The following is a 23,294-nucleotide window of genomic DNA, read 5'->3' as shown; positions in this document are numbered from 1 at the left end:
ATCGTATTTGTGGGAGGCTTTTTTGTTGGTAGTAGATGTGTTAATAATTTCTTTTTCTACAGCGTTATTGGTAGAGCTCGAAATGTCAGCCGGAGAAACGTAAACTTCCTTGCCCATAATGCGGGGTGTAATAAAAATAAGTAATTCATTATCGGTTTTATTTTTAACTTTCGATTTAAATAAAGCTCCAAAAATAGGGATGGTAGAAAAAACAGGAACTCCATTGGTGGTTTTGGATTTATTGACTTTCATTAAACCGCCAATTACGGCGGTTTCGCCGTTATTCACAATAATGGTGGTGGTGGCCACGTTATCAACCACGGCCGGAATTCCGTCTACCGCACGGGTAAAATCGGCTTCCGATTCGGTGGCGGCAATTTTAAGTTTTACCGTGCTGTCGGGTGTAATTTGTGGAGTTACCGAAAGTTCAATGCCGGTGTCTATTTCTTCCAAATTACTTTCCGAACCGCTAGAAGTGCCGCTGGAACCGCCTACAGCAATAGTAGAAGTGCTTTTCACATAAAATTTAACACCACTTCTAATTTTAGCGGGTACGTTATTAAGTGTTGAAATGGAAGGCTGCGAAATAATGTGCGCATCGCCGCGGCCTTCGGCCATGGTTAGCTCAGCCGAAAGATTGGTATTTTTTACCACGTTGCCTACAAGTAAACCTACACCACTGGTAGGGTTATCGGCTGGTAAATTTACGTTATAACCGCCGGCGCCATCCGAGCTAAAACCTTGCACACGGCCTGTATCACGCGTAAAGCCCCATTGAATACCCATGCTTTGGCTAAAGTTGCGCGTTACGTCCACAATTTTAGCTTCAATATGCACCTGTGTATCCTGTTTATCCAGCTGCCTAATAAGCTCGGCAATGCGGGCCATGGAAGCTTCATTATCTTGAATGATGAGTGAATTGGTGCGGTCATCGGCGGCTACAGAGCCTTTATCGGATACATGCTCTTTGATGGTTTCCACCAAATCTTTGGCAGCAGCATAGCGTAAATTAAAAGTTTGAGTTTCAAGATTGGTGCCTTCTGGAAAAGAATCACCAGCACCTACACGCAAAATATTATTTTCTTCAGCAAATTCCAGTTTGTTCACGCGTAAAATGGAAGCCAAAGCATCTTTTAAAGTGGTTTGCTCAAAAATAACCGATACTTTTCCGGCCAAATCTTGAGGCGCAATAATATTAAACTTACCGGCGGCGCCAATCATATTAACGGCGTCTTTTAATTCGGCATTTTGAAATACAATATCGTACTGGCCGCCCGAAGAGCGATTACCTAAAAAGGCGCTGGTTTCAAGTTTATGCAGTCCTGCTACAGATTGTACCGTGATGCTGCCCGTATCAATTTCTTTAACCAAAAACGAACCAACAGAATCGCCTTCGCGCACAATTTTTCCCGATACTAAAGCCAAATGCAGGTTGGTGCTGGAAATAATGCCTTCCAAACTTAAGGTAGAGGGATCAACAGTTCCTTCTTTAGCCCCCGGCGAAAACGGATCACGCGGGCCGTCGGTCATTTTTTTGCTTTCAAAAGCATTGAGCGACAAATCCGACAAGGGTTCTGTTTTTTTGGCCTCGTCCGCTGCATGGGCGGCGCACGACAAGCCTAAGATAACGGTAAAAAGTAGATTACGAATGTTGTTCAGCATGAATCCCCTCAATTAAATAAAAGGTGGCACTCATATCCACCGACATCTCGCCTTGTACTATGGAGTCGGTAGTAATGGTGACAGAATCAACCGAAAAAAGCACGTTTAATTCATCCAGGTTTTTTAAAAAACCATTGAGCTTGTTGAAGGTACCATGAGCTCGTATGGTAATAGGTATTTCTTTGTGGGCTCCTGATGGCTTTTCGGGTTTGTAAGAAATGGAATCAATAACTAGCCCGTTTACAAAAGCAGGGTCGGAAAGAGTTTTGATAAGTTCGGGCGTTTCCGAAATATCGGGTTTTAAGGCGCCATTTAAAATTTGTATTTTGGAGTTACCCACTACCGGAGGTTCGCTTTCCTGCTTTTTTTGTTTTTGCTGCGTTAACAATTCTACCTGTTGAGACAGCGATTTTTGTTCGGCCAATACACTTTCCATTTGCGTACTTAAATCGGCCATTTTTTGCGCGTTGGGTTTATAAACCATGCGGATAAAAATCATAAAAAGGGCGATGGTGGCCACAATAATCATCACCAGTTCACGCGGGGTTGCCGATTTTTTAAGTGTGCTGTCCATATTACAAGCTTCCTGTTGCCAAATCGCATTCAATAGAAAAAGTATAAATATCCTGTGTTTTTTTAGAATCGGTGAGGGTAGCCCCTTTTATAAAGGGCGAGGCACTCAGCTGGCTTAAAAAAAGTGCGATATTGTCAAATTCTTTGGCATTCCCTTTTAGCTCCAGCGAGCGGGTTACACTGGGAGCCGCTGTTTCTTCCATGGGGTTTTCGGGCTTTGATTCTTTTTTATCTTTTTTGGAAGGGGCCGGCGTATTGGTACGCACCGATCCGGTAAATTCGGTAAGCCATACCGTGCTGGGAAGGCGTCCGGTAATATCATCCACCAGTTCATTCCATATGGGCGTGGTGTTAAAAATATTGGTTAAATCGGCATGACGCCCGCCGCCTATTTTGGGCGGGGCGGCTTTTAGCAAGCGGTCGCGTTCGTGCTGCAATTGCTGAATGGATTCATTGAGCGAGGCCATCTTTTTTTCGTGTATTTTAAAACGCACGGTTTGATAGCCAAATAAAAGAGCCGCTACGGCCATAAACACCCCTACAATCGCCAAAATTTTTTGGTAGGTAAAGTCAAACGGCTTCTTTTCTATAAAATTTATACGTTCAATCATATTGCGTAATCATCGCTAATGCCACGGCCGGGGCATACAAATGCCGGCCTTCAATTTTTTCGTATTTATCTGGGCTAATATCCACAAATGAAAAAGGATCAAGCAGTGTGGATTTAAGACCTAAATTTTTTGTGAGGTAATCCAATAACCCGTCGCGATTAGATCCGCCGCCCGATAAAAACATTTGGTTAATTTGTTCCACCTGAAAGGTTACGGCAAAGGTATCCAGCGTGTTTTGAATTTCGGCAGCAAGTTTGGGGTTAAAATTTTCGGCATCTTGCTCACTATTTTGAATGCTAATGCCCGGAAGTGGACGTGAAAAATAATATTTACCGCGCCCAATAATAATCATGGTGGATTTGGAATATCCCAAATCTAGCCCTGCCAGCCACATGTCATCCGACGGGTAAAAATTATCGATGCTGGAAGCCAAGCTTACGGCCGAAGGCTCTACAAAAACCGGACGCAGCCCCGCATCCGATAAATGCTTCATGGCATGCGTAACGGAGGCTTTTTTAATGGCGTATCCTACTAAAGTTAGTTTTTTAGAGTCGGGTTCGTTACCGCTCACAATAGATGAGCGCACCACAAAATCTTCAATATTGCCTTCTACTACATCGCGCATTTTCCATTTAACGGCTTCTTTTAAATCGGCATCGGGCATTTTGGGCAATTCCAGTTTGCGAATTTTTAAACTTTTGTCTTCAATAGATACGGCGGCATTAAGGTCAGAGAGTTTATTTTTGGAAATAAAATCTTTAAATTTATTGGCAAACTGTGGGTCTGACGGACTAGATTCAAGAATGCCTGCAAACTCAAATTTTGGTTTTTGACTTTCTTTTACCGATAAACGCACCACTTTAACCGATTGTGTGCCAATATCTACACCCAGCGTATTGGTTTTACGCGAGGGAAGACGCGGCTTAAACATGTCGAGCGTGAGGTTGGTTTTAAGATCCATGAATATTTATTTCTTTTCTTTTTGTGCTTCCATAAGAGCCAAACGCATTTTTATTTGGCCTTCCAGTCCCGGTTCAATATTGGGAGTTAAATCCAAAAACTTTTTATAATCGGTGGTTGCTTTAGCTAGTTCGCCCAAACGTTCGCTTGCTACGGCACGGTGAAAATAAGCCTCGGCATAATCATTTTTTAGGCCAATGGCGCGATCCAGCAGGTCTTTGGCTTTATCGGTTTGGTTGCGTTCCAAATACAGGGCGGCCATGTTGTTTAAGGCTTCGGGGAAATCGGGTTTTAACTCCAGTGCTTTTTCGTAGGAGTGGTAAGCGCTGTTGGCATCACCCATCTTTTTTTGTGTTAATCCCAAACTGTTGTAGGCATCGGCGTCGTTGGGGGTAGTTTCTACCACTTGCTGCCATTTACGTTCGCTTTTTTTGTAATCTTCGCTGTAAAAAAGAGTGAGCGCTTCATCTTTTAATTTTGCAGCTTCTTCGTCGGGTGAGGGGGCGGCAATGGTTTTAGGCTGCAAAACGGGAGTGGCTACCTGCTGCGTAAAAAAACGATCTTTTAAAAAGTGGTTATAAATTAAAAAGCCCGCACCAAAAAGTCCCATCATCACCACAATACCCATGAGCACAGACGATGTTTTTTTGGGGCCTGGTGTTGGTGCTTGTGCTGGCTGTTCGGGTGAGGTTTGGTCTTGGCGTTCTTTTTCGGCTTTTTTTAAGGCATCAAGAATGATGGACATGATAAGGCACCTCCTGTGCCGCTTTTTTAACCAAATTTCCGCTGATAACCCGTGTGTCTAAAGAGTAAGCGGCCAAGAGCGCGTTTTCACAAATGCTGTTTACCACACGGGGTACGCCACCACTGGCCCTATACAATTCTTTAAAGGCCGATTTTTCAAATTCTACCATGGGCCTGTGCCCGGCACGTTCCAATCGATAATGCACGTAACGTTCTAAATTGGTACGGTCGAGTGGCTGCAATTTGCAAAAAATTTGAATGCGTTGGGCTAACTGGCGCAGCCTGGGTTCGGCCAGTTTTTCTTCCAGTTCGGGTTGACCCACTAAAACAATCTGCAACAATTTTTCACGTTCGGTTTCTAAATTAGATAAAAGACGGGTCATTTCTAGCGATTCAAAGGATAAATTTTGCGCCTCATCAATAAACACTACGGCATTTTCGCCGGCCCTGTTTTTTTCCAAAACAAAATGATTTAAGGCATCCAGCATGTCGTGCGTGGTTTGAGCTTGGGTTTTGCAGCCAAAATCTTTTAAGATGCTTTTTAAGAGTTCTTCGGTGGAGAGTAAGGGATTTAAAATGAGACTTGTGGAAACGTTGATGGGGAGGCGGTTTAAAAGCGCGCGCAAGAGGGTTGTTTTACCAGTGCCTACTTCTCCAGTAAGCAATAAAAACCCCTTACGTTCATTAATCCCATACTCCAATGTTTTTAAAATCCCTTCATGTTGCGGAGAGGGATAAATAAAATGGGTATCGGGTGTTAAATTAAAAGGTCTTTCCACAAGACCGAAAAAGCTCTGGTACACAAAACCCCCTTAAAGAAGCTTAAAAAATGGCAGATAGACGATAGGCTTCTTCAAACAAACCCAAACCGGCTCGTGAGAGCCGATTTAGGTTGTTGAAATTTATCATTTTTTTTAAAGTCGGGCAACAGATTACTTCTTCTTGATACTGATTTGGTTATTGCCGTAATTTGATCCCTGACCAGCGGGGGCATTGACATCGGTTAAGTCTTTAGACTGTACCAGCAGCACCAGGTCCTGGAAGTCGGTGGCCGGATCATTAGGATAACGGGTTGCGTTGTTGCCAATTTCGTACAGCAGGATGACCTGGTTGGCATCTAGTGTAATTTTTCCGTTCACCACATAAGGAGCCAAAAACTGACGGATTTGGCTGTTAAAGGCTGCGGTACTGGGTACGGAGTCACCGTTCACTAATGTTAACACCTGGCTGCTATCCTGCGAGTTATCGTAGGCTGCGCTAAACAGGGTTTTATTGCCCTGTTTGTATTTACCCGAGGCTTTAAACGAATAGGTATCACCGTTGTTATCACTATTTTCGGTATACAAGTTACCCGCTACAACCGCATTGCCGCTAAAGAGATTGGTGTAGTTCATATGGTTACCGCTTTTCTTACCCATGCTGAGGGTAACAGGAATTGTAGGGCCGCCTACGCCGTAGGTAATAGCGGTTCCCAACACTTTCACTTTCATTTGATGATCGGCATCAATGGTGATGGTGTGATCGTTTTCAATGGTAAAACCAGGATCCACAGGAGGTGTAGCACAGGGATCTCCATCGGCAACGGTCATTAAAGCCACCAAGTCTTGATAGTCAACGGCCGAGCTGTTGGGGCTAGAGGTTACGTTCATGCCAATTTCAAACAAGAAGATAACCTGATTTGGATTAAGCACTACTTTGCGATTTACAATATAATTTCTTAGGTATGATTCAATAGTACTTTGGTTAGCAAAGGGGGTGATATTGGGCACGCTATCGCCATTCATCAGTACTTTTACCTGCGGCGAGTTTACCGAGCTGTCGTAGGAAGCCGAGAAACTGCTGTAAGAACCGCTGCCTTTTAAGGTATAGCTGGCGGAGGTATCGTAGGTGTTCATTACATAGGTTTCGCCACCGTGTACAGCGGCGCCGTTAAATAAATCAGTATAGGTTATTGTTCCGTTAGACGCTACTTTGCCCAGCTTGGTGGTAATGGGAATAGTGGGGCCTCCGGCGCCATAAGTGATGGAGGTTCCCAAAATTTGAACGGTCACTTGTTTATAAGGGTCTACCACTACTTGGTTAGAAGCATTCACATCTACACCCGGAGTAACTCCAGGCGTTTGGCTGGTACCGTTATTAAGAGCAAACTGGTCGTACAGCACGCTGCCGTCAGCAAATTCAACCGAAATTTCGTAGCTGGCTTGATCGGCCAAGGTGTTGTGATAGGTAATAGCTGGAAAATTAAAATTACCGGTACCGGTAAGCGAGGTATCGGCACCGTCAATCCAGTCGCCGCCGGCAGCCCCGTTAACAGGCGTACCAATGTGGCTAGCCGTACTGTAAAAAGTGCTGGAGGCTACTGTCCATCCTTCAATGGTGTTACCGGCGCGGTCGCGGTGACCTGTGTCGCGCAAGCAAATGTATTCGCCATCGCAAGCGCCCAAATAATCTAATTCATGCTGGTCGCGGTGTCCGTTTTCCCAGGCGGATGTAGCTACCGAAAGCGTGTTACAACCGTTATCGGCACCGTTGCCGTCGCAGGCATTGCCGTTACCACCGCAATGGCAAATGAGTACTTTGTTGGCATGGTCGGGATCGGCCACTTGCGTGTAGTCGGGTGTGCAGCTCACATCCCAATCCATTTGGGTGCGTGTCATAATCACGGCTGCATTGCTGCAACTTTTAATAAGGCGAATACCACTTAATACATTTCCATTACTTTGTGCGAGCGAAGTATCTAAAGTAACGCACTGGCTGGCAAACGAGGTGGTAAAGCTCCCTGTTTTTTTAGCGTTTCCTACGGTGGCTGTTACCGTTACAAGTCCGGTTGAGGGATTGGCGGTAACGGTAAAAGAACCAGGTCCAAAAGATTTATTGTTTACTACAGGGCTATAACCCTGATCCACACGAATACGGGCATATTGCATACCAGCATCAAGCACACCTTGAGCCTGAACGGTTTGCATTTCGTTTACACTGGAAGTTTTTTCACCCACAGTCATTTCGGTAACGGCCATGCCAAAAAGCCCCAGCATGGAAATAACAATAAGCGCTCCTATGAGTGTTGACCCTCGATCATTTTTTAAAGGATGTATGGACACTGGGTTCATAAGCTTAAAGCAAGCCAACATAGCCTGATGTGCTGGACACACTAATTGTTTTTTGTGTGCCCGAAACCGACAGGGTAATGTTAGTGCCTCCTCCTGACGTGGGGTTACCGTATGCGTTAAAAATAACATTGATGTTTTGATTGGTAAAGCGCGCACCGGAAAAATTGGTAGATAAATCGTATTGCATGGGCTTGTTGGTGATGGGATTGGTAGCAACAGCGCCTGTAGATTGTTTGTAAATTTGATAGGTAGTGGCGCCTGTTACTCTAAAGCCGTAGGCATCCAGTGTTGTGGTAGATAAATTTTGGGCGTAACGGATATCGGTTAAAATTTTACGCGAGGCCGAATCAAGCGTGATAGCGCTGGTATCAAAATTGGGCATGGCCACAACCGATAAAATAGAAACAACCACAATGGTGAGTACCAGTTCTATAAGGGTAAAACCTTTTTGGTTGCCGGCAGATTTTTTTAAAAGCGTCTTCATATTATTGATAGTTACTATATAAAAAGTTACGGGGAATAATCATGGTAGTAAGCGAAATATTCCCTTCATTATCTTTTTGGGCCGATGTCATGGTCACTTTAATTTTTCTTACCGAGCTGATGGCAGCGGTGGTGTTTCCGTTTTGGTCTAAATAGGCCAAAGTAAAACCGCTGATGGGGCTAGCCAGTTTTTCGTTGTTTTTCATGAGCGAGGTAACACCGTTTTGAGTGCTGGAGCTGTAGGTTGCGTTATTGCCATTAATATCTCTAAAGGTAATGCTGGTAGCCGAAATAGATTGAATATTGGCGCTACTTAAACGGGTTAATTCGTTGGTGACCAAATTCATGGCATAACGCATGTCTGATAAAGCAGCCTGACGGTTAGAAATAAAGGCATAGGTGCTTAAGTTAGAAATCATGGCCTGGCTTGCTACCCCAAACATGAGTGACATGATGGAAATGGTTAACACGGCTTCAATGATGGAAAAGCCTTTGTTCGTCTTTAAAATGTGAAACACATTTTTCATATTAAGTATGGTTGGCCAGCATGGTAGATACTTTTACCTGCTGCCCTGTATCGTTTCCCCAACGGACGGTTACTTCCACTTTTTTATAACCACTGCCGGCTTGTGGGGTGCTTAAATCGCTAGAGCTTACTTCGGTAACCGACGTAGAACGGGTAAAACCTCTGTAGCTTCCGCTTAAGGTTTCTTGCTGATAATTGTTTTGGGTAATGCTGGAATAGCCTACAAAGGTTTTATCGGCGATGATCATCTGTAGTTTTTCGTTAGCTAATTGCGACCCAATCACCAGGTGGTCGTTATCGAGGCTGTGATCGATGGAGTTTTGCATCATGGCATAACCGCCCGTTAATCCTACGGCCAAGAGTACGGCCGTTAAGATGGCTTCTATAAAAGTGAAGCCTTTCTGATTGTGTAATTTTTTCAATAATCCTTTCATACAAGGCTACTATAGTGCATAGGGTGTGCCAAAGTGTTTAGAAGTAATTTTATTATTTAAGTATATGAAATTATTGTATATATTAGCCATCTAAAGGGCTAGATTAATGCTTGTTAACGCTCAATATGTGTTGAAATGACACAAGGGGAAAAAAAGATACTATTTATAGGTTGGAGCTTGGAAAATATAGGAAAAGATTAATAAAAAAGGCGCCCCCTTACGGGAAGCGCCTTTTTTAAACTGCAATTCTAAACTACTGCTTATTGAAAGGTTCCGGCAACAGGGTCGTAGGTAAAGTTGCCTGTTACTCCATTACTTGAATAATTGTAATGAGTGGAATCAACTCTGCTCCAACGACTATCGTTAACAGCTTGTTCCAAAACGGTACCAAAGCAAGCGGTAGTATCACAAGCGGTGGCATCAGCTCCGCCCAAATCGGCAGGATAGATACCAGTACCGCCGCCTACAAGGTCGTTAGCGCGATACAGCGAAATACCTTCACGTACCGAAGCTACAACACCTTGCATAGACGAGGTAGCAGCGTCTGTTGACACGTCGATAAACGTGGGTAAAGCAGCCACGGCTAAAATGCCTAATACTACAATCACCAAAATCAATTCGATTAAGGTGAAACCTTTTTGGTTTTTAAGTTGTTTCATTGTTTTATCCTCCCATTCAAAAGGAATTTTCCTTCTGAACGTTTTGCCCCTTAAGGGACGGTTTTAATTTGGTCAAACAGGACAACCCCGTTTGACATGTAAAAAGTCTGTTTTTTGAGGGGCTCACGTCGCCCCCTCCACCGGCAAAGCCGGCTGGAGCCTCCCCCTCAACGCGCCCTTGGCGCTGTTTACTAATGATGCAACACCGCGCGCGAGATGCCCCACATGGGCAAGAAAATGCCCAGGGCAAAAAGCACGATGAACCCGAACACAAAAAAGAGCAGGATGGGTTCCAAAAGTGTTGTTAAATTTTTAAGCGTGTGCGCCACTTCTAAGTCGTAGTGCGAGCCAACGGATTTATACATGTCGTCCAAGGCACCCGATTTTTCGCCGATGGCGGTGGCTTCAATGAGTAATGGGCTAAAATATTTGGTTTGGCGCATGGCCTGCGAAATACTGCCGCCTTTTTCTACTTCGGCTTTTACTCCCAAAGCTTCGCGAACAAATACTTCGTTACCTACGGTGGAGGCGGTAATTTCAAGCCCGCGGGTGATGGGAAGGCCGGCTTTGTAGAGGGCTCCTAAAATGTGAGCAAAACGGGCATTGCCCACTTTTTGCCCCAGCGGACCAAACACAGGTAATTTCCATTTAATGCGGTCCCAGGCAAAACGACCTTTGGCGGTAGACTGCCATTTTCTAAACGCAAAAATACCGGCCACCACCATAAAAATTAGGATGTACCATTGATTGCGCATGAAATCGCTCATGCCCATCATCATGCGGGTGGGAAGAGGGAGTTCGGCATCGTAGTGTGCAAAGAATACCGAAAATTTGGGCACCACGTATGTCATCAACACGCAGAAGGCTACAATAAGAACAAAGATAACAATTTTGGGATACAGAGTGGCCGATGATACGGCCGATTTGAGTGCCGTTTCTTTTTCAATTACCGTGGAGAGTTGACCCAGTACATCTTCCAAAATACCAGCTTCTTCACCGGCATTGAGCATGCTCAAATATAATTCGTTAAAAATTTTTGGATGTTGGCCAAACGCGCGTGAGAGAGAGGAGCCTGAAGCAACGTCGCTTTTAATGCGCAAAATGGCATCTTTAAAAAATTTGTTTTTGGTTTGCTGCGCCATGGTGTGCAGCAAGGTGTCCATGTCCATGCCGGCTTTAAACAAGGTGTGAAACTGGCGCGTAAAAAGCATGAGTTCTTCGCTGGAAACATGGTTAAAAATGGCGAGCGATTCTTGGGCTACACGGCTAGAACCCTGAAACACGGCAATAGGAATAAGCCCCTGATCGGAGAGCATTTCGCGAATAGGATCCATCGATGGAGCTTCCATCTGGCCCATTACAAGGAGGCCGTTCATATCGCGCGCTTTGTAAGAATACATCGTCATAGTTTTTTATCGTCTCTACCCTCCCTGGCCCTCCCTTACAAAGGGAGGGAACTCTTTGTCCTCCTTTGTAAGGGGGACAACAGGGGGTAGTTCTTTAATCTTCCTCAGTTACTCTCACCACTTCTTCAAAAGTTGTTTGCCCCATCTCAATTTTATCCAGGCCGTCTTGCACGATGGACTTCACGCCTTTTTTGCGCAGGCAGGCCACAATTTCGCCTTCACCGGAGTTTTTATACATAAGAGTGCGTACGTCTTCGTCGATGGCGGCTAATTCAAAAATGCCCATACGGCCGGCGTAACCGGTGTAGTGGCAAGATTTACAACCTTTTCCTTTAAAAGCTTTTTTCACACGGCTGGCTAAGTGGGGAAATTCACATTCGGCCAAATTAATTTCATCACGGCAGTGATCGCAAATTTTGCGTACCAAGCGTTGGGCCATCACACCTTTTAAAGCGCTCGACAGCATGAACGGTTCAATGCCTAAATCCATGAGGCGCGAAATGGCGCCGGCGGCTGTGTTGGTGTGTAGTGTAGAAAGCACCAAGTGGCCGGTAATAGCAGCACGCACAGAAATGAGAGCAGTTTCACCGTCACGAATTTCGCCCAGCATAATGACATCGGGATCTTGGCGTAATACCGAGCGCAGTACGGTGGCAAAGGTGAGCCCTGTTTTGGTGTTAACAGCTACCTGATTAACTCCTTCAATTTCGTTTTCAACAGGGTCTTCAATAGAAATAATATTTTTCTCGGGTGAATTGATGCGTTGTAATGCCGCATACAGCGTTGTTGATTTTCCTGAGCCTGTGGGGCCTGTAATAAGAAAAATACCGTGAGAGCGCGTGATAATATCCGAAAATGTTTTACGTTGGTCTTCATCAAACCCCAAGCCTTCAATGCCTTTTACAGCATCTTTTGAGAGCAAGCGAATCACCACCTTTTCGCCGTGTTGTGTGGGACAGGTTGAAATACGGAGATCCAGCGGATTTCCCACAAGCAGCACACGGACGCGTCCGTCTTGTGGTACGCGCCGTTCGGCAATGTCAAGCCCTGCTAAAATTTTAACGCGCGATACAACGGGCAAATGCATGTTTTTAGCCAAGGTGCCGCGTTCGCGAAGCATGCCGTCTATGCGAAAGCGTATGTGTGTGTTGTTACGGTATGGTTCAATATGAATATCGCTGGCGCGTTCGGCGTGGGCACGGGCAATAATGCTGTTTACCGCCGATACCACTTTGGGCCCCAAAGCCATTTCCTGCATCTTGCGCGTTTCGGTTTCGTTTTGTGTGTTGTCGGAAGAAACCTCCAGGGTTAAACCCTTATCATCGTTGGTGGCGGTACTATCGCCAATATTGCGGAAGCAGTCCTCAATTTCGCGGAGGCTTGCAAGCATGGGCTCAAGGTCCATTTTTAACGCTTCACGAATATCGTCTTGAGCGAACGAATCGAAGGGATTGGCCATGGCCACCACAATTTTGTCGTCTTTCATGTACAGAGGAACCACTTTGTGCTGGCGGCTTAAGTGAAGGGGTAATTTGTGAAAAAGTTCCGGGTTAATTTGAAAATCTTTGAGGGTGATGTATTCGATGTTGTAGCGTTTCGCTAAAAACTTAAGGAGCTGCTCTTCTTTAACAAAACCCTTTTTAATAAGTACCGAGCCTAAATCGAGACCCAGGTTTTCCATGCTAATTTTAGCAATGGCTAACTGATCGCGCGTAACAAGACCTTCAGATACCAATTCGTTTTGGTATTGGCTGATGGATTCGCTACCTTGAAAAACCTGTTTCTCGGCTGAGTACATATAATAGTATAAACTCCTAATAGGGGCTTATTAAGCATGAGACATGCCAAAAGCCTGCTTAAAGTACCAAGACTAATGAATTGTTATAAGTATTTGTTTTTTAACGATAATTTTTACTTTTTCTTTCTTTATTTTTTTCATGGCTCTGTGTCCTTTTTTGAGGGTGTGTAAAAACTCTACAAATAGGGTATTTTTTTACATGTATTTATTTCCTAATTAGGAGCAAGGGCTGTGCCAGAGTTAATTGGGGTTTAAAAAAACCTGTATTATTTAAGTGTTTGAAAAAGCTTGGTTTAGTTGTGCTTTGAGGGGGCGCGTGCTCAAAAAGTGAATAAAAAGCGTCAAAAAAATGGAGGGGTAGGAAGAAGTGGGCTTATCGTCCATCGCTTATCGCTAATCGTGAATAACAAGATTATAAGAGTTTTTACCTTGCGATCAGCGATCAGCGAATAGCGAATAGCGAAAAACAGCTTGCCCGTATTACAAACTCACCTGTACAATTTATAACTATGTCAGGAGCCACGCTTACTCTCGAAAATTTGCTCGACCGCATGCTTGAGCAAAAGTCATCCGATTTGCATATTTCTGCAGGTTCGCCTCCTCAAATTAGAGTGGATGGTGATTTAGCTCCCCTTGAAGATTTTAATTTAACGCCCGAAGATGCAAAAAGATTGTGTTACGAAAAAACGCCTCCCGAACGTATCAAACAATTTGAGCAGGATTGGGAGCTTGATATTGCCATTGAGCACAAAGGTATTGCGCGCTTTCGTGTGAATTTGTTTATGCAGCTCAATTCGGTATCGGGCGCGTTTCGTCACATTCCTACCGAAATTCCTGATTACAAAAAAATTGGTGTGCCGCAAACGGTAATGGACCTTTGCAAAAAGCCCCGTGGTTTGGTTTTGGTAACAGGCCCTACGGGTAGTGGTAAATCAACAACGCTTGCGGCCATGGTAGATGCTATCAATAAAACCGAACCGGTTCATATTATCACTGTAGAAGATCCTATCGAATTTGTGCACTCATCCAAAAAAGCACTTGTTGTTCAGCGTGAAGTTGAAAAAGATACGCACAGTTTTGGCGCTTCGCTTAAACGCATTTTACGTCAAGATCCCGATGTGGTGCTGGTGGGCGAAATGAGAGATTTAGAAACGATAGCGGCAGCCATTACTATTTCTGAAACGGGTCACTTGGTTTTTGCAACGTTACATACCAACACGGCCGTGCAAACCATTAACCGTGTGATTGACGTGTTCCCCCCACATCAGCAGCCGCAAATACGCACGCAGCTTTCCTTTATTTTGGAAGGTGTAATTTCGCAACAACTCATCCCTAAAAAAAACGGGGGGCGAGCGTTAGCTACTGAAATTTTAATTCCTAATCCCGCTATTCGTAATTTAATTCGTGAAGATAAAATTCACCAATTATACTCTGCCATGCAAATTGGCCGCGATAAAACGGGTATGCACACCATGACTCAATCACTTACTAACCTTGTAAATGATGGTTCCATCACCAAAGAACGTGCGCTTGAATATGCTACCGAATACGAAGAATTAAAGAAGATGCTGGGGATGTAAAATAATATTAATTCATGGTTAGAGCATCTAAAGCCCTTATTGTAGCATAGGGGATATAACCCGCATCGCTGGCTAAGTTATAAAAGTTGTCTACTTTATCGGCGTCGGTAACGTAATCTACCGACAACACCACAATATCGTTATCTTGATAGGTGAGTAAATTATCAATCACCTCATCCTGTTGATCTAAGTCATTATCATTTTCTGCATCGCCAAAATAAAAAGTATCTTCTACGCCAATGGCATCAATCATCGATAAGTAATCATCGGCATTGGAGGCATCATTAATAATGCCAGAACCGTTTTGTGGAATAATAATAAAATCTTCGTTTTGAGCCCGTGCGTAATTTGCAAGCCTGATTACAAAATTAGTCATGTCGTCGGCTGCGCTATCGCGATCTAATCCGCTATCACCTCCGGGTCCGTAATATTCGTAGGCGTCAATAATATCCAAATAAGCCCCATCAAAACCGGCGGCAATTATTTTATCTAAATATCCCTCCATTAATTCCTGCCATTCGTCTTCCCAGTAAAATACTTTAAAGTTTCCCGGAAAGTCAGGGTTTTCGGCATCTACATAGGAAGCGCCCGCATCAAAATAATAACGGTAGTCTTCGGCCTCCCCAATAGAAAAATAGGAAATCACCAGCTTGTTATTGTTGCCCCGCATGGTGTTAACATCATCCTCACTAAAAGCCTCTTCATCCGAACCATCGGCCGAATAATCCACAACTACCAAATCAAAATCGGATGCTCCCACTTCGTCTAAATCAATATCTTGCAGCTGATATCCCCAACTGGAAACGCCTACAACGCGCCCTGTGGAAGGAAAGTTTATTCCTCCACCACTACCGCCCGAGGAGCCGCCACAGGCAATAAAAAGGCTAAAAATAGATATGAGAAGCGCTTTTCTAATTGTTTTCATAGATGAAATTATATAGCGATTTATTGAATAGAGTAAGCAACTTTTTATCGCTTAGGCCGATAAACTTTTTAAGCCGGCTTGGGCAAGTCCGGATCCAACTCAGAAAGGGCATTATTTATGAATACTTCAAGGGAGTAGCCCCCCGCGTTATAAAGTAGTTTATAGAGTAGTCGCTCAAACGGTTTTTTTGGCATGCTGGCACAGGTTGCAGTAGATGCAGCTCCCGGTGTTGTTAAAAGCAGAAGTAATACGGCCATTCTCAATGTTTTTAGTAGAACAAGTACATTCCTTCAAAGTCCTTAAGAGAGGCATTTTAAAATTAATTGATAAACATCCGGATGAAACCCTAAGCCTCCATGCGAAGCATGTACTTCGTGATGGATAACCTGGTGTCTTTTATCGTTATCCACGCTTGCCTCCCACCACACCGTTTTATCCGATTTGCTATAGATGCTGTACAGTGGAACCGTAATGGGTGTTTTTTCGCGTTCGGCAATAATTTTTTCAATTCGTTTTTCTTCTTCGGGGCCTTTTTTGTTTTTTTCCTCGTAAGCGGTCATTTTTGGTCCGCCGCGGTTGGGGGTTCCCATGGTGATAACACGGTCAATGATTTGCGGATTGTCACGAGCCACTTCGCGTGCAAGGTAACCCCCTAAACTCCAGCCAATTAAAATTACTTTTTTCTTTTTTTGATTTGTTAAGGTTTTAAGTTTTTCGGTAATTTGCGGTAACAGAGAAACAACACTTTTATTGTTAGTTCCTAAACCCCATCCATGTACATCGTATCCATGTGCCAATAAAAAATGCCGAAGAATATGAGTGGAGCGATCGGAAGTGAGATAGCCGGGAATAACGTAAATGAGTTGAGATTTTCCCTGTCTGAATTTTAAAAGGGCAGACCACTTAAATCCTAAATAAGCCATGTGAAAAGGAAGGCGTAATTCATCGAATAAGGCTTTTAGTAAGTTGAGCTTAACGGTAGATTTCTCTGCGGTGGCCAATGTCGATGATGGTGATGATGAGTTTTGTTTTTTTGATTTCATAAATAATACGATAAGAACCAATGCGATATTTAAAAAGACCTTTAAGCTCGGCTTTTAAAGGAATGCCGATGGATGGATCTTGTGCCAGTAAATCGATAGCGTGTGCCACTCTTTTCCCCATTCCGGCATGCGCTTTTATGAGTGTGGCAAAACTTTTTTCGGCTTGGCGGGTTAATTCAACCTGATACATGGTTTTATTCCAAGCGGTATTTGCGCTTTACCTGATTCCAGTTAATCGTTTTGCCGGATTTGGCTTCTTTCATTCCCTGTTTGATGTTTTTCAGATTTTCCTTGTCGGTTGTTTCATTCAAAGTTTCAATCATGCTCTCATAATCATCTACCGAAAGCAGAATGGCTACCGGTTCGCCATGTTTAGAAATGATATAGCGGCCTAATTCGGAATCGACTTTTTCGATTACTTTGGGCAGCTGGGGGCGAAGGTCTTTAAGGGTAATGTGATTGTACATAATAAGCTCCTATAGTATACATAATAGTGTATACTATAAAATTGAAAGTCGCAACGCTTTTTTAAAGCTACTCTCTAGACAAAGTGCAATAATTTGTTTATTCGTTACTTTTCATGGCACAAAAGATTAAAATATTTTATTTCATCCCCAACTTGGCGCAGGGAGGCCCCGAGCGGCAGCTTTTGGAGCTCATCAATCATCTCCCGCCCCAATTTGAACCGGTGTTGTGTTTGTATCACGATAATATTTTTTTCACGCGCGAAAAACCGGCCGATCAGCCGCGTTATATTTTGGGTTACGAAAAAATGGGATTTAAAGGGTATCGAAAACTCGTCGACATTCTTAAAAAAGAAAAGCCTACCATACTCCACAGCTTTCGCGACAAATCCAATTTTTGGGCGCGCTTTGCGGCGCTTCGCGCTGGTGTGCCCATCATCATTTCTTCTTGTCGCAACCGGATGATTGAGCTGCGTTATGTTCTCTTTGAAAAATATTTTTCTAAACGACAGGCGGCCATCCTCACTAATTCTGTAGGTGTAAAAAAAGAACTGATGTGGAAAGCGCGGGTGTCGCCGCAAAAAATTAGGGTGATTTACAATTATATTGACGTTAATTTTTTTAGCCCGCCCACGCGTGAACAAAATGAAACTGAAAGAGCGCGCTGGAATATAAAGCCCGATGAAATTGTGTTTATGCTGCCGGGGCGTGTGGGTATTCAGAAAAACCAGATTTTTTTATTGTGGGCTTTAAAGCGGCTTCTTAAAAAAGGGGAATTACCCAAAAACTTTGTTCTCTTACTTGTTGGCCGCAAGCGTGATAAAGTGACCTCGTGGATTGTGGATCAAATGCTTAAAAATGATGCGCTTCAAAAGCATGTACGTTTTTTAGATGCGCAAAAAGATATGCTCTCACTTTACCATGCTTCTGATGTAATTATCATGCCGTCTCTCTTTGAAGGTTTATCCAATGCGGCGCTGGAGGGTGTGTGCTGCGGTTTACCCGGTATTTTTTCGTATGCTGTTAATATGGATGGTATTATTGAAAATGGAAAAATGGGTTTTGAAGTTCCCACATTATCCCTTTCGGGTTTAGCAGGTGCTATTAAAAAGATGTGTGCCCTTACTCCTGAAGAACGTGAAGAAATGGGACGTTTGGGACGCGAGCATGTAAAAGCCCGTTTTGCACCCACGCCCACTTTTGCCATTGAAGAAACTGTAAAAATTTACCAGGAATTTTTGGAGAAAAACGCGCATGCACTATGATGTGGCCATCATTGGTTCTGGTTTTGGCGGTGGAGCCGCGGCCTATGCCTTATCGCGTGCGGGGCTTAAAACGGTGCTCATTGAGCGTGGCAAAAGAGTGGCTCGCGATGAGCGTGATTGGGATTCTAAAAGTATTTTAATAGAGGGGCGTTACCGTACAAAAAATCCTTTTTCGGTTGTTCAGCTGGGGCGTAAGGAATTGCCGGCCTATTTTAACGAAGTATTAGGGGGTATGTCCATTTTTTACGGAGGAGCGGCTTTTCGTTTACGAGAATCTGATTTTAAAACATGGCCGGTATCGTATGCCGATTTTGAACCTTACTATAACGAGGCCGAAAATTTACTGGAGGTTCATGGTAGTAACGAGCCCGATCCCACGGGGCCTAATCGCAGACCTTATCCGTTCCAGTCTATTCCACTTACCCCACCGGCACAGCGGATGTATGAGGCTGCAAAAAAACTAGGGTATAGGCCATTCTCTCTTCCGGTGGCTATTAATAGCCATAATAAAACCAGGCCTACTTGTATGAGCTGTTTTACATGTGATGGTTTCCCTTGCAAGATAAGTGCTAAAAATGATGTAACCACAACGCTGCTTGAAAAAGCCAATCCTCAATTTTTAACAATTCTTGAAGGCACCGAGGCGCTCAGTTTAGTGCATGATCATCAAAAAATAACGGCTGTAGAATGTACTCGCGATGGCACATCTTTTACAATTAGCGCCAATACTTTTATTGTGAGCGGTGGGGCGCTTTTTAGCCCGGTTCTGTTATTGCGTTCGGGCTTAGGTGAGCTTGATGCGTCTAAAGCGTTGGGTCATTATTTAATGCGGCACGATAATGCGGTTGTGGCATCCGTATTTCCGTTTAAAACCAACCCCACTCATCTTAACCACAAGCAAATTGCCATTACCTCTTTTTATCACGATTTACCTCAAACAGAAGGTGCCGTGGGTGTTATTCAAGATATGTGTATGCCACCGCCCGAATCTACCCGTTATCATTATCCAGGAATTATTGGCCGTGTTGCCGCTGCCATTTCGGAACATATTCAGGGCTTTATTTGTATTGCCGAGGATGACGCACAATATACCAATGCTGTTAGCCTTAAAGATAATGGCTTTGTTGTGCATCACCAGTACAGCGCGCGTGATGATGAACGTTTAAATTATTTGGTGGGTAAGGCTAAAACTATTTTACGCAAAGCCGGCGGTCTTTTTCATAACGTAAAAAAAATTGATAGTTTTTCGCATGCCTTGGGAACGGCGCGTTTTGGAAATCATCCAAATCAATCGGTGTTAAATCCATATTGCCGCTTTCATGCCTTAAACAATCTTTTTGTGGTAGATGGAAGTTTTATGCCAACATCGGGAGGGGTTAACCCCAGCCTTACCATTACGGCAAATGCTTTAAGAGTAGCCAAACATATTAAGGATAATTTTCAATCATGAGTGCCGAACACAAAAACGATACGCAGGTTACCTCCAAGTCGACGCTTACCAATTATTTGTCGGCGCTTCTTGAGCTGGGTGTGTTTGTTTTTCATATTTTGGCAAGTCGCTTTTTTGGCAAGCTGGCTTACGGGGCCTATATTTTTGCTTTTTCCATCATTGAGCTTTTGGCCAAGGTGGGGCTTTTGGGTTTTGATAAAAGTTTGCTTAAATCGGTAGCGGCCGAGCGTATTAAAAATAATAAAATGGGAGAGCTACAGGCGCTGATCACATCGTTTAAATGTGTTTTAGGCAGCTCCTTCATTATTATTGGTATTCTTCTTTTGTTTGCCGAGCCTATTGCCCGTTTTAATCAGGATGCCTCCATGGCTACCTCGCTTAAACTGTTGTCGCCGTTAGTTTTATGTTGGGCGGGGATGATGGCCATAGCCAGTGCCACCATGGCTACGCGTACCATGCGTTATAGTTTAGTGATACGCGGCATTATTAACCCGCTTGCCATGCTTTTAGGATTGGGTGTTCTTGTTGGGGTATCACAATTTTATGATGTGCAAGAGTATGGCATTATTTATGCGCATGTATTGGCCGGGTTTTGTGTGCTGGTGTTGTCGGTTTATATTTTTGGAAAGTGTTTTAATTTAAAAGAGGTAGGACATCACTTTTTTAAGATGAAAACAAATTGGCATTTGGTGCGCTACAGTGTGCCCATTGGTTTTGCCGAGTTGTTAAATCAGGCTTTAGCCCGGCTTGATGTTATTTTACTGGGGTTTTACATTAGAGATCCTCTTATTATTGCCAATTATGGTGCCATCATTCTCTTATCTAACAGCATTAGTTCGGTACGCTATGCGTTTGATCCGGTTTTAAGTCCTATCGTCTCTGAAAGTATTGAAACCGGTAATTTGGCCCGTTTGGAAGAAAATTTAAAACGCATGGTGCGTTGGGTAAGTTTTTTGGCTTTGCCGTTTTATATGGTGATGTCTACCATGGGCGATCAAATTTTAATGCTGTGGGGGCAAAGTTATGTGCAAGCTTACGGGGCTTTGGTGTTTTTGGCTTTTGGACATTTGTTTAATGCCGTTTTTGGCTTGCACCAGTGGCCTGTTGTTATTTCGGGCAGGTCGCGGCTGGATTTAATAAACAATATTGTTGTTTTTATTGTTAACCTCATTCTTAATGTTTTATTTATTCCCAAATGGGGCATGATGGGTTCGGCTGTGGCAACAACAATATCGCGACTACTATTACGAATTTTGCAAATGGTGCAGGTTAAAATTTATTTGCACATGCATGCTTTTTCTTTGTCGCTTATTAAACTTTTTGTATCGGGTATTTTATCTCTAGTTCTTGTTCATGGATTAAGAACATTTGTAGAGCCAAGTTTTGTTATGTATTTATTGTTAAGTGTAGCGGGGCTTGTTTTGTATGTTATTCTTATTTTTATTTTGGGGCTCGACAAAGATGATAAAAAAATTGTGGATGCTTTGTGGCTTAAACTTTCATCTTATTTTGTACAAAGGCGTTAACGTCTAATTTTGTTTTAAAATTAATTTAAAAGGGCATGTCTTCCGGTTTTATAATAGGGTTGTTTTCAAGTTCTTCGGGTAGTTCTCGGGCGCGGTCTATTAATTGATTAAGGCCGTCTTCCAGGTGTTGGTTAAATCTTTGTTCAAATTTATTGTCGCGTACGCGAACATCAAACCAGACACGTGCCGTAAGCCAGGTTTGAAAATCGATGAGCTGGCCATCGCCCCAGGCACCATGCTTTTTTGCATCTTCACCTGTATGAACTTCGTGATTGTAATTACTGCTGGCAAATCCGGCTAGTTCAATATGTGTGGGGCCCGCGTTTACTCTTACTGCAGTCCAATCAAATACAAGTCCGCCGCCAAAGTAAAAATCTTTGCCTAATACAAGCCCGTTTATGCTTAAGCCCAACCCCCCCGCCGGTGAAAACTGAAATCGCTTTTGCGGGTTATAAACGTTGCCGCTGGCAAGCCAAATGGTAGGGCCAAATCTAAAATAAAATTCTTTTTGGGTGGTTTGGGCAATGTCGGTTTGAACATCGTTGCTAAAATCGTAATCAGAAAAAAGTCCTGTGAGACTGTCGATAAAACTAAACAGTTTTTTAAAATCTCCTTTGGCAATGTCGCCTGTAATGTCATCCAATTCGTCGTCGGAGATACCAAAAACTTCTTGTAGTTGCTCGGTATCAAGCTGGGCGTAGGCCGAATAACGAGTGGTGTTAAAACTTCCAAATTCAAAATTTAAAGAAATAGGAGGTTGCCCCATGAGCCTATAAGTAAGCGGTTGATCTGGTTTAAGGGGATTAGCTTGTGGAATGAGGCGTCTAAACTGTAGGCCCAAGCTAATAGTAGGCATGGTGTGGTCGCCGGTAAGAGGGCCCGATACGGACATGCGGTAAGTATCGTCGTCTATTTGTTGAAGTGTTTGGACTTCAACCCCATGGGGTAACCCTGCAATACTATGTAGGCCGGGAGAAACGGCTATATAAAACGAAAGATTAGTAGGCTGACTAACACGCCAAGGGAAAGTGGTGAAGGACCTTGTGCGGGTGGATGAGCAAGCGGCGGAGTAACGGCCTCGTTAGATGTTGCGGGCGTGCCAAAATCTACAGGGCATTCTAAAACCCTGTCATCAAACTTTAAATTGTAATCTGGAACACCGAAAGGATTGCCCATGCTCCCTCCAAGGAGCCCCTTTTTGTAAAACCTTAATGAATATAAGTTTAAAAGGCAATGTCATTATGTATTGTTTTTGCCCATCATCATTTTGGCTGTTAAGGCAGCCATGGCCAGCACAATAGCCCGTGGTAAAAGTTGAACCAAAAATACCATGATTTTATTAGAAAAACCCGGGACTATCAGACGCTGTTTTTTAAACAAACCTTTTAAACCAATGGCGGCTACGGTATTGGCCGGTACCAAAAATTTAAGAGTAAGCGGACTTTTAGGCACGTTGGCTGTGTCTAAAAATTCGGTGGCGGTGGGGCCTGGAGCAAATGTGCTGACGGTAACCCCATAAGGTTTTAATTCATGATATAAAGCTTCACCAAACGACAACACATAGGCCTTGGTGGCGCCATATACAGCAAAATAGGGGTCGGGCTGAAAAGCACCAACAGAAGCTACCATTAAAATAAACCCCTTTTTGTTTTGCACCATGGGTTTGGCTAACGCATGTGTTAAGTCGGTAAGCGCCTTAATATTAAGATCAATCATGTTGGTATTGATAGCTTTATCGCTGGTTAAAAATGACTCTAGTTTTCCATAGCCGGCATTATTGACTAGAACCTCAATTTCAATTTTTTTATTGTTTAGCTCGGCAACAATGAGCGGTATAGCACTGGATTCTGAGAGGTCGCACGCAATTACTTCTACGCTTACGAGATATTTTTTTGAGATTTGAGCGGCTAACTCCAGCATGCGTTCTCGCCTGCGGGCAACCAGCACCAACGAATATCCTTTTTGAGCCAGCTCCCAAGCGAAGCATACTCCAATTCCACTACTGGATCCGGTAACTAAAGCCCATGATGGTGTCATATTGTCTCCCTATCAGTAGGTGTAACGGGCTTCTTTAT

The 23,294-nt window shown here is 43.6% G+C and carries 24 protein-coding genes; 4 read left to right on the top strand and 20 right to left on the bottom strand.

The features are described 5' to 3' along the window. The 13 genes from K1X76_09315 to tadA form a co-directional block, all read right to left on the bottom strand. Positions 1-1,662, bottom strand: a 1,662-nt coding sequence (locus K1X76_09315; protein MBX7149275.1) for a hypothetical protein, incomplete at its 3' end; no start/stop codon positions are given. Continuing rightward, complete coding sequence (locus K1X76_09310; protein ID MBX7149274.1) at positions 1,643-2,236, bottom strand: type 4a pilus biogenesis protein PilO; 594 nt, start codon at positions 2,234-2,236, stop codon at positions 1,643-1,645. The genes K1X76_09315 and K1X76_09310, both read right to left, overlap by 20 nt. Position 2,237: 1 nt before the next feature. Then, positions 2,238-2,846, bottom strand: a complete 609-nt coding sequence (locus K1X76_09305) for a PilN domain-containing protein (protein ID MBX7149273.1) — start codon at positions 2,844-2,846, stop codon at positions 2,238-2,240. Beyond that, positions 2,839-3,807: a pilus assembly protein PilM gene (pilM, locus tag K1X76_09300; GenBank protein ID MBX7149272.1), complete on the bottom strand. Its 969-nt coding sequence runs from the start codon at positions 3,805-3,807 to the stop codon at positions 2,839-2,841. Before pilM ends, K1X76_09305 begins: the two co-directional genes overlap by 8 nt. 6 nt (positions 3,808-3,813) lie before the next feature. Then, the gene (locus K1X76_09295) at positions 3,814-4,551 is read right to left on the bottom strand and encodes a tetratricopeptide repeat protein (GenBank protein ID MBX7149271.1); all 738 of its coding nucleotides are present in this window, start codon (positions 4,549-4,551) and stop codon (positions 3,814-3,816) included. Beyond that, positions 4,535-5,353 (bottom strand): AAA family ATPase, encoded by an 819-nt coding sequence (locus K1X76_09290; GenBank protein ID MBX7149270.1) that lies wholly within the window; start codon positions 5,351-5,353, stop codon positions 4,535-4,537. The genes K1X76_09295 and K1X76_09290 overlap by 17 nt, the downstream gene beginning before the upstream one ends. Before the next feature lie 129 nt (positions 5,354-5,482). Beyond that, complete coding sequence (locus K1X76_09285; GenBank protein ID MBX7149269.1) at positions 5,483-7,660, bottom strand: pilus assembly PilX N-terminal domain-containing protein; 2,178 nt, start codon at positions 7,658-7,660, stop codon at positions 5,483-5,485. Between the two features lie 4 nt (positions 7,661-7,664). Then, positions 7,665-8,144, bottom strand: a complete 480-nt coding sequence (locus K1X76_09280; protein ID MBX7149268.1) for a prepilin-type N-terminal cleavage/methylation domain-containing protein — start codon at positions 8,142-8,144, stop codon at positions 7,665-7,667. Position 8,145: 1 nt separating this feature from the next. Beyond that, complete coding sequence (locus tag K1X76_09275; GenBank protein ID MBX7149267.1) at positions 8,146-8,670, bottom strand: hypothetical protein; 525 nt, start codon at positions 8,668-8,670, stop codon at positions 8,146-8,148. A gap of 1 nt (position 8,671) precedes the next feature. Further along, positions 8,672-9,103: a prepilin-type N-terminal cleavage/methylation domain-containing protein gene (locus K1X76_09270; GenBank protein MBX7149266.1), complete on the bottom strand. Its 432-nt coding sequence runs from the start codon at positions 9,101-9,103 to the stop codon at positions 8,672-8,674. Positions 9,104-9,363: 260 nt separating this feature from the next. Continuing rightward, a complete protein-coding gene (locus K1X76_09265; GenBank protein ID MBX7149265.1) occupies positions 9,364-9,762 on the bottom strand; it encodes a type II secretion system GspH family protein in 399 nt (132 codons plus the stop codon). A 191-nt stretch (positions 9,763-9,953) separates the two neighbouring features. Beyond that, positions 9,954-11,138 (bottom strand): type II secretion system F family protein, encoded by a 1,185-nt coding sequence (locus K1X76_09260; protein MBX7149264.1) that lies wholly within the window; start codon positions 11,136-11,138, stop codon positions 9,954-9,956. 124 nt (positions 11,139-11,262) lie between these two features. After that, complete coding sequence (gene tadA, locus K1X76_09255) at positions 11,263-12,966, bottom strand: Flp pilus assembly complex ATPase component TadA (protein MBX7149263.1); 1,704 nt, start codon at positions 12,964-12,966, stop codon at positions 11,263-11,265. Positions 12,967-13,475: 509 nt separating this feature from the next. Between tadA and K1X76_09250 the strand changes: the two genes are divergently transcribed. Then, on the top strand, positions 13,476-14,546 hold the full coding sequence (locus K1X76_09250) for a type IV pilus twitching motility protein PilT (GenBank protein ID MBX7149262.1): 1,071 nt from the start codon (positions 13,476-13,478) through the stop codon (positions 14,544-14,546). 7 nt (positions 14,547-14,553) lie between these two features. Here the strand turns inward: K1X76_09250 and K1X76_09245 are convergent, their stop codons facing one another. The 4 genes from K1X76_09245 to K1X76_09230 form a co-directional block, all read right to left on the bottom strand. Next, a complete protein-coding gene (locus tag K1X76_09245; GenBank protein ID MBX7149261.1) occupies positions 14,554-15,471 on the bottom strand; it encodes an endo alpha-1,4 polygalactosaminidase in 918 nt (305 codons plus the stop codon). Positions 15,472-15,770: 299 nt separating this feature from the next. Continuing rightward, positions 15,771-16,514 (bottom strand): alpha/beta hydrolase, encoded by a 744-nt coding sequence (locus K1X76_09240; protein ID MBX7149260.1) that lies wholly within the window; start codon positions 16,512-16,514, stop codon positions 15,771-15,773. Beyond that, complete coding sequence (locus K1X76_09235; protein MBX7149259.1) at positions 16,444-16,704, bottom strand: type II toxin-antitoxin system RelE/ParE family toxin; 261 nt, start codon at positions 16,702-16,704, stop codon at positions 16,444-16,446. Before K1X76_09235 ends, K1X76_09240 begins: the two co-directional genes overlap by 71 nt. A gap of 4 nt (positions 16,705-16,708) precedes the next feature. After that, the gene (locus tag K1X76_09230; protein MBX7149258.1) at positions 16,709-16,981 is read right to left on the bottom strand and encodes a type II toxin-antitoxin system Phd/YefM family antitoxin; all 273 of its coding nucleotides are present in this window, start codon (positions 16,979-16,981) and stop codon (positions 16,709-16,711) included. A gap of 113 nt (positions 16,982-17,094) precedes the next feature. On the opposite strand from K1X76_09230, the gene K1X76_09225 reads away from it, so the two are divergent. From K1X76_09225 to K1X76_09215, 3 genes are read left to right on the top strand one after another with little or no spacing between them, the layout of a single operon-like run. After that, positions 17,095-18,243: a glycosyltransferase gene (locus tag K1X76_09225; protein ID MBX7149257.1), complete on the top strand. Its 1,149-nt coding sequence runs from the start codon at positions 17,095-17,097 to the stop codon at positions 18,241-18,243. Continuing rightward, positions 18,233-19,693: a GMC family oxidoreductase gene (locus K1X76_09220; protein ID MBX7149256.1), complete on the top strand. Its 1,461-nt coding sequence runs from the start codon at positions 18,233-18,235 to the stop codon at positions 19,691-19,693. Before K1X76_09225 ends, K1X76_09220 begins: the two co-directional genes overlap by 11 nt. Further along, the gene (locus K1X76_09215) at positions 19,690-21,219 is read left to right on the top strand and encodes a polysaccharide biosynthesis C-terminal domain-containing protein (protein MBX7149255.1); all 1,530 of its coding nucleotides are present in this window, start codon (positions 19,690-19,692) and stop codon (positions 21,217-21,219) included. Before K1X76_09220 ends, K1X76_09215 begins: the two co-directional genes overlap by 4 nt. A 25-nt stretch (positions 21,220-21,244) precedes the next feature. On the opposite strand, the gene K1X76_09210 is transcribed toward K1X76_09215, so the two are convergent. The 3 genes from K1X76_09210 to K1X76_09200 form a co-directional block, all read right to left on the bottom strand. Then, complete coding sequence (locus tag K1X76_09210) at positions 21,245-22,111, bottom strand: hypothetical protein (GenBank protein ID MBX7149254.1); 867 nt, start codon at positions 22,109-22,111, stop codon at positions 21,245-21,247. Between the two features lie 89 nt (positions 22,112-22,200). Continuing rightward, entirely contained in the window at positions 22,201-22,395 is a 195-nt protein-coding gene (locus K1X76_09205; GenBank protein ID MBX7149253.1) for a hypothetical protein, read from the bottom strand. 63 nt (positions 22,396-22,458) lie between these two features. Next, on the bottom strand, positions 22,459-23,256 hold the full coding sequence (locus K1X76_09200) for an SDR family oxidoreductase (protein ID MBX7149252.1): 798 nt from the start codon (positions 23,254-23,256) through the stop codon (positions 22,459-22,461). Positions 23,257-23,294: the final 38 nt, after the last annotated feature.

The sequence above is a fragment of the bacterium genome (assembly GCA_019695305.1).
In the GTDB taxonomy this organism is placed as follows: Bacteria; UBA10199; UBA10199; order UBA10199; family JAIBAG01; genus JAIBAG01.
Note: the sequence above shows the minus strand (reverse complement) of the source record. Positions and strands in the feature narration are given on the sequence as shown.

Coding starts and splice junctions, on each gene's coding strand:
- K1X76_09230 (MBX7149258.1), bottom strand. CDS start 16,981: ATGTACAATCACATTACCCTTAAAGACCTTCGCCCCCAGCTGCCCAAA.
- pilM (MBX7149272.1), bottom strand. CDS start 3,807: ATGGATCTTAAAACCAACCTCACGCTCGACATGTTTAAGCCGCGTCTT.
- K1X76_09225 (MBX7149257.1), top strand. CDS start 17,095: ATGGCACAAAAGATTAAAATATTTTATTTCATCCCCAACTTGGCGCAG.
- K1X76_09305 (MBX7149273.1), bottom strand. CDS start 2,846: ATGATTGAACGTATAAATTTTATAGAAAAGAAGCCGTTTGACTTTACC.
- K1X76_09270 (MBX7149266.1), bottom strand. CDS start 9,103: ATGAAAGGATTATTGAAAAAATTACACAATCAGAAAGGCTTCACTTTT.
- K1X76_09250 (MBX7149262.1), top strand. CDS start 13,476: ATGTCAGGAGCCACGCTTACTCTCGAAAATTTGCTCGACCGCATGCTT.
- K1X76_09260 (MBX7149264.1), bottom strand. CDS start 11,138: ATGAACGGCCTCCTTGTAATGGGCCAGATGGAAGCTCCATCGATGGAT.
- K1X76_09200 (MBX7149252.1), bottom strand. CDS start 23,256: ATGACACCATCATGGGCTTTAGTTACCGGATCCAGTAGTGGAATTGGA.
- K1X76_09310 (MBX7149274.1), bottom strand. CDS start 2,236: ATGGACAGCACACTTAAAAAATCGGCAACCCCGCGTGAACTGGTGATG.
- tadA (MBX7149263.1), bottom strand. CDS start 12,966: ATGTACTCAGCCGAGAAACAGGTTTTTCAAGGTAGCGAATCCATCAGC.
- K1X76_09245 (MBX7149261.1), bottom strand. CDS start 15,471: ATGAAAACAATTAGAAAAGCGCTTCTCATATCTATTTTTAGCCTTTTT.
- K1X76_09240 (MBX7149260.1), bottom strand. CDS start 16,514: ATGAAATCAAAAAAACAAAACTCATCATCACCATCATCGACATTGGCC.
- K1X76_09295 (MBX7149271.1), bottom strand. CDS start 4,551: ATGTCCATCATTCTTGATGCCTTAAAAAAAGCCGAAAAAGAACGCCAA.
- K1X76_09235 (MBX7149259.1), bottom strand. CDS start 16,704: ATGTATCAGGTTGAATTAACCCGCCAAGCCGAAAAAAGTTTTGCCACA.
- K1X76_09275 (MBX7149267.1), bottom strand. CDS start 8,670: ATGAAAAATGTGTTTCACATTTTAAAGACGAACAAAGGCTTTTCCATC.
- K1X76_09285 (MBX7149269.1), bottom strand. CDS start 7,660: ATGAACCCAGTGTCCATACATCCTTTAAAAAATGATCGAGGGTCAACA.
- K1X76_09220 (MBX7149256.1), top strand. CDS start 18,233: ATGCACTATGATGTGGCCATCATTGGTTCTGGTTTTGGCGGTGGAGCC.
- K1X76_09205 (MBX7149253.1), bottom strand. CDS start 22,395: ATGGGCAATCCTTTCGGTGTTCCAGATTACAATTTAAAGTTTGATGAC.
- K1X76_09280 (MBX7149268.1), bottom strand. CDS start 8,144: ATGAAGACGCTTTTAAAAAAATCTGCCGGCAACCAAAAAGGTTTTACC.
- K1X76_09215 (MBX7149255.1), top strand. CDS start 19,690: ATGAGTGCCGAACACAAAAACGATACGCAGGTTACCTCCAAGTCGACG.
- K1X76_09265 (MBX7149265.1), bottom strand. CDS start 9,762: ATGAAACAACTTAAAAACCAAAAAGGTTTCACCTTAATCGAATTGATT.
- K1X76_09210 (MBX7149254.1), bottom strand. CDS start 22,111: ATGTCCGTATCGGGCCCTCTTACCGGCGACCACACCATGCCTACTATT.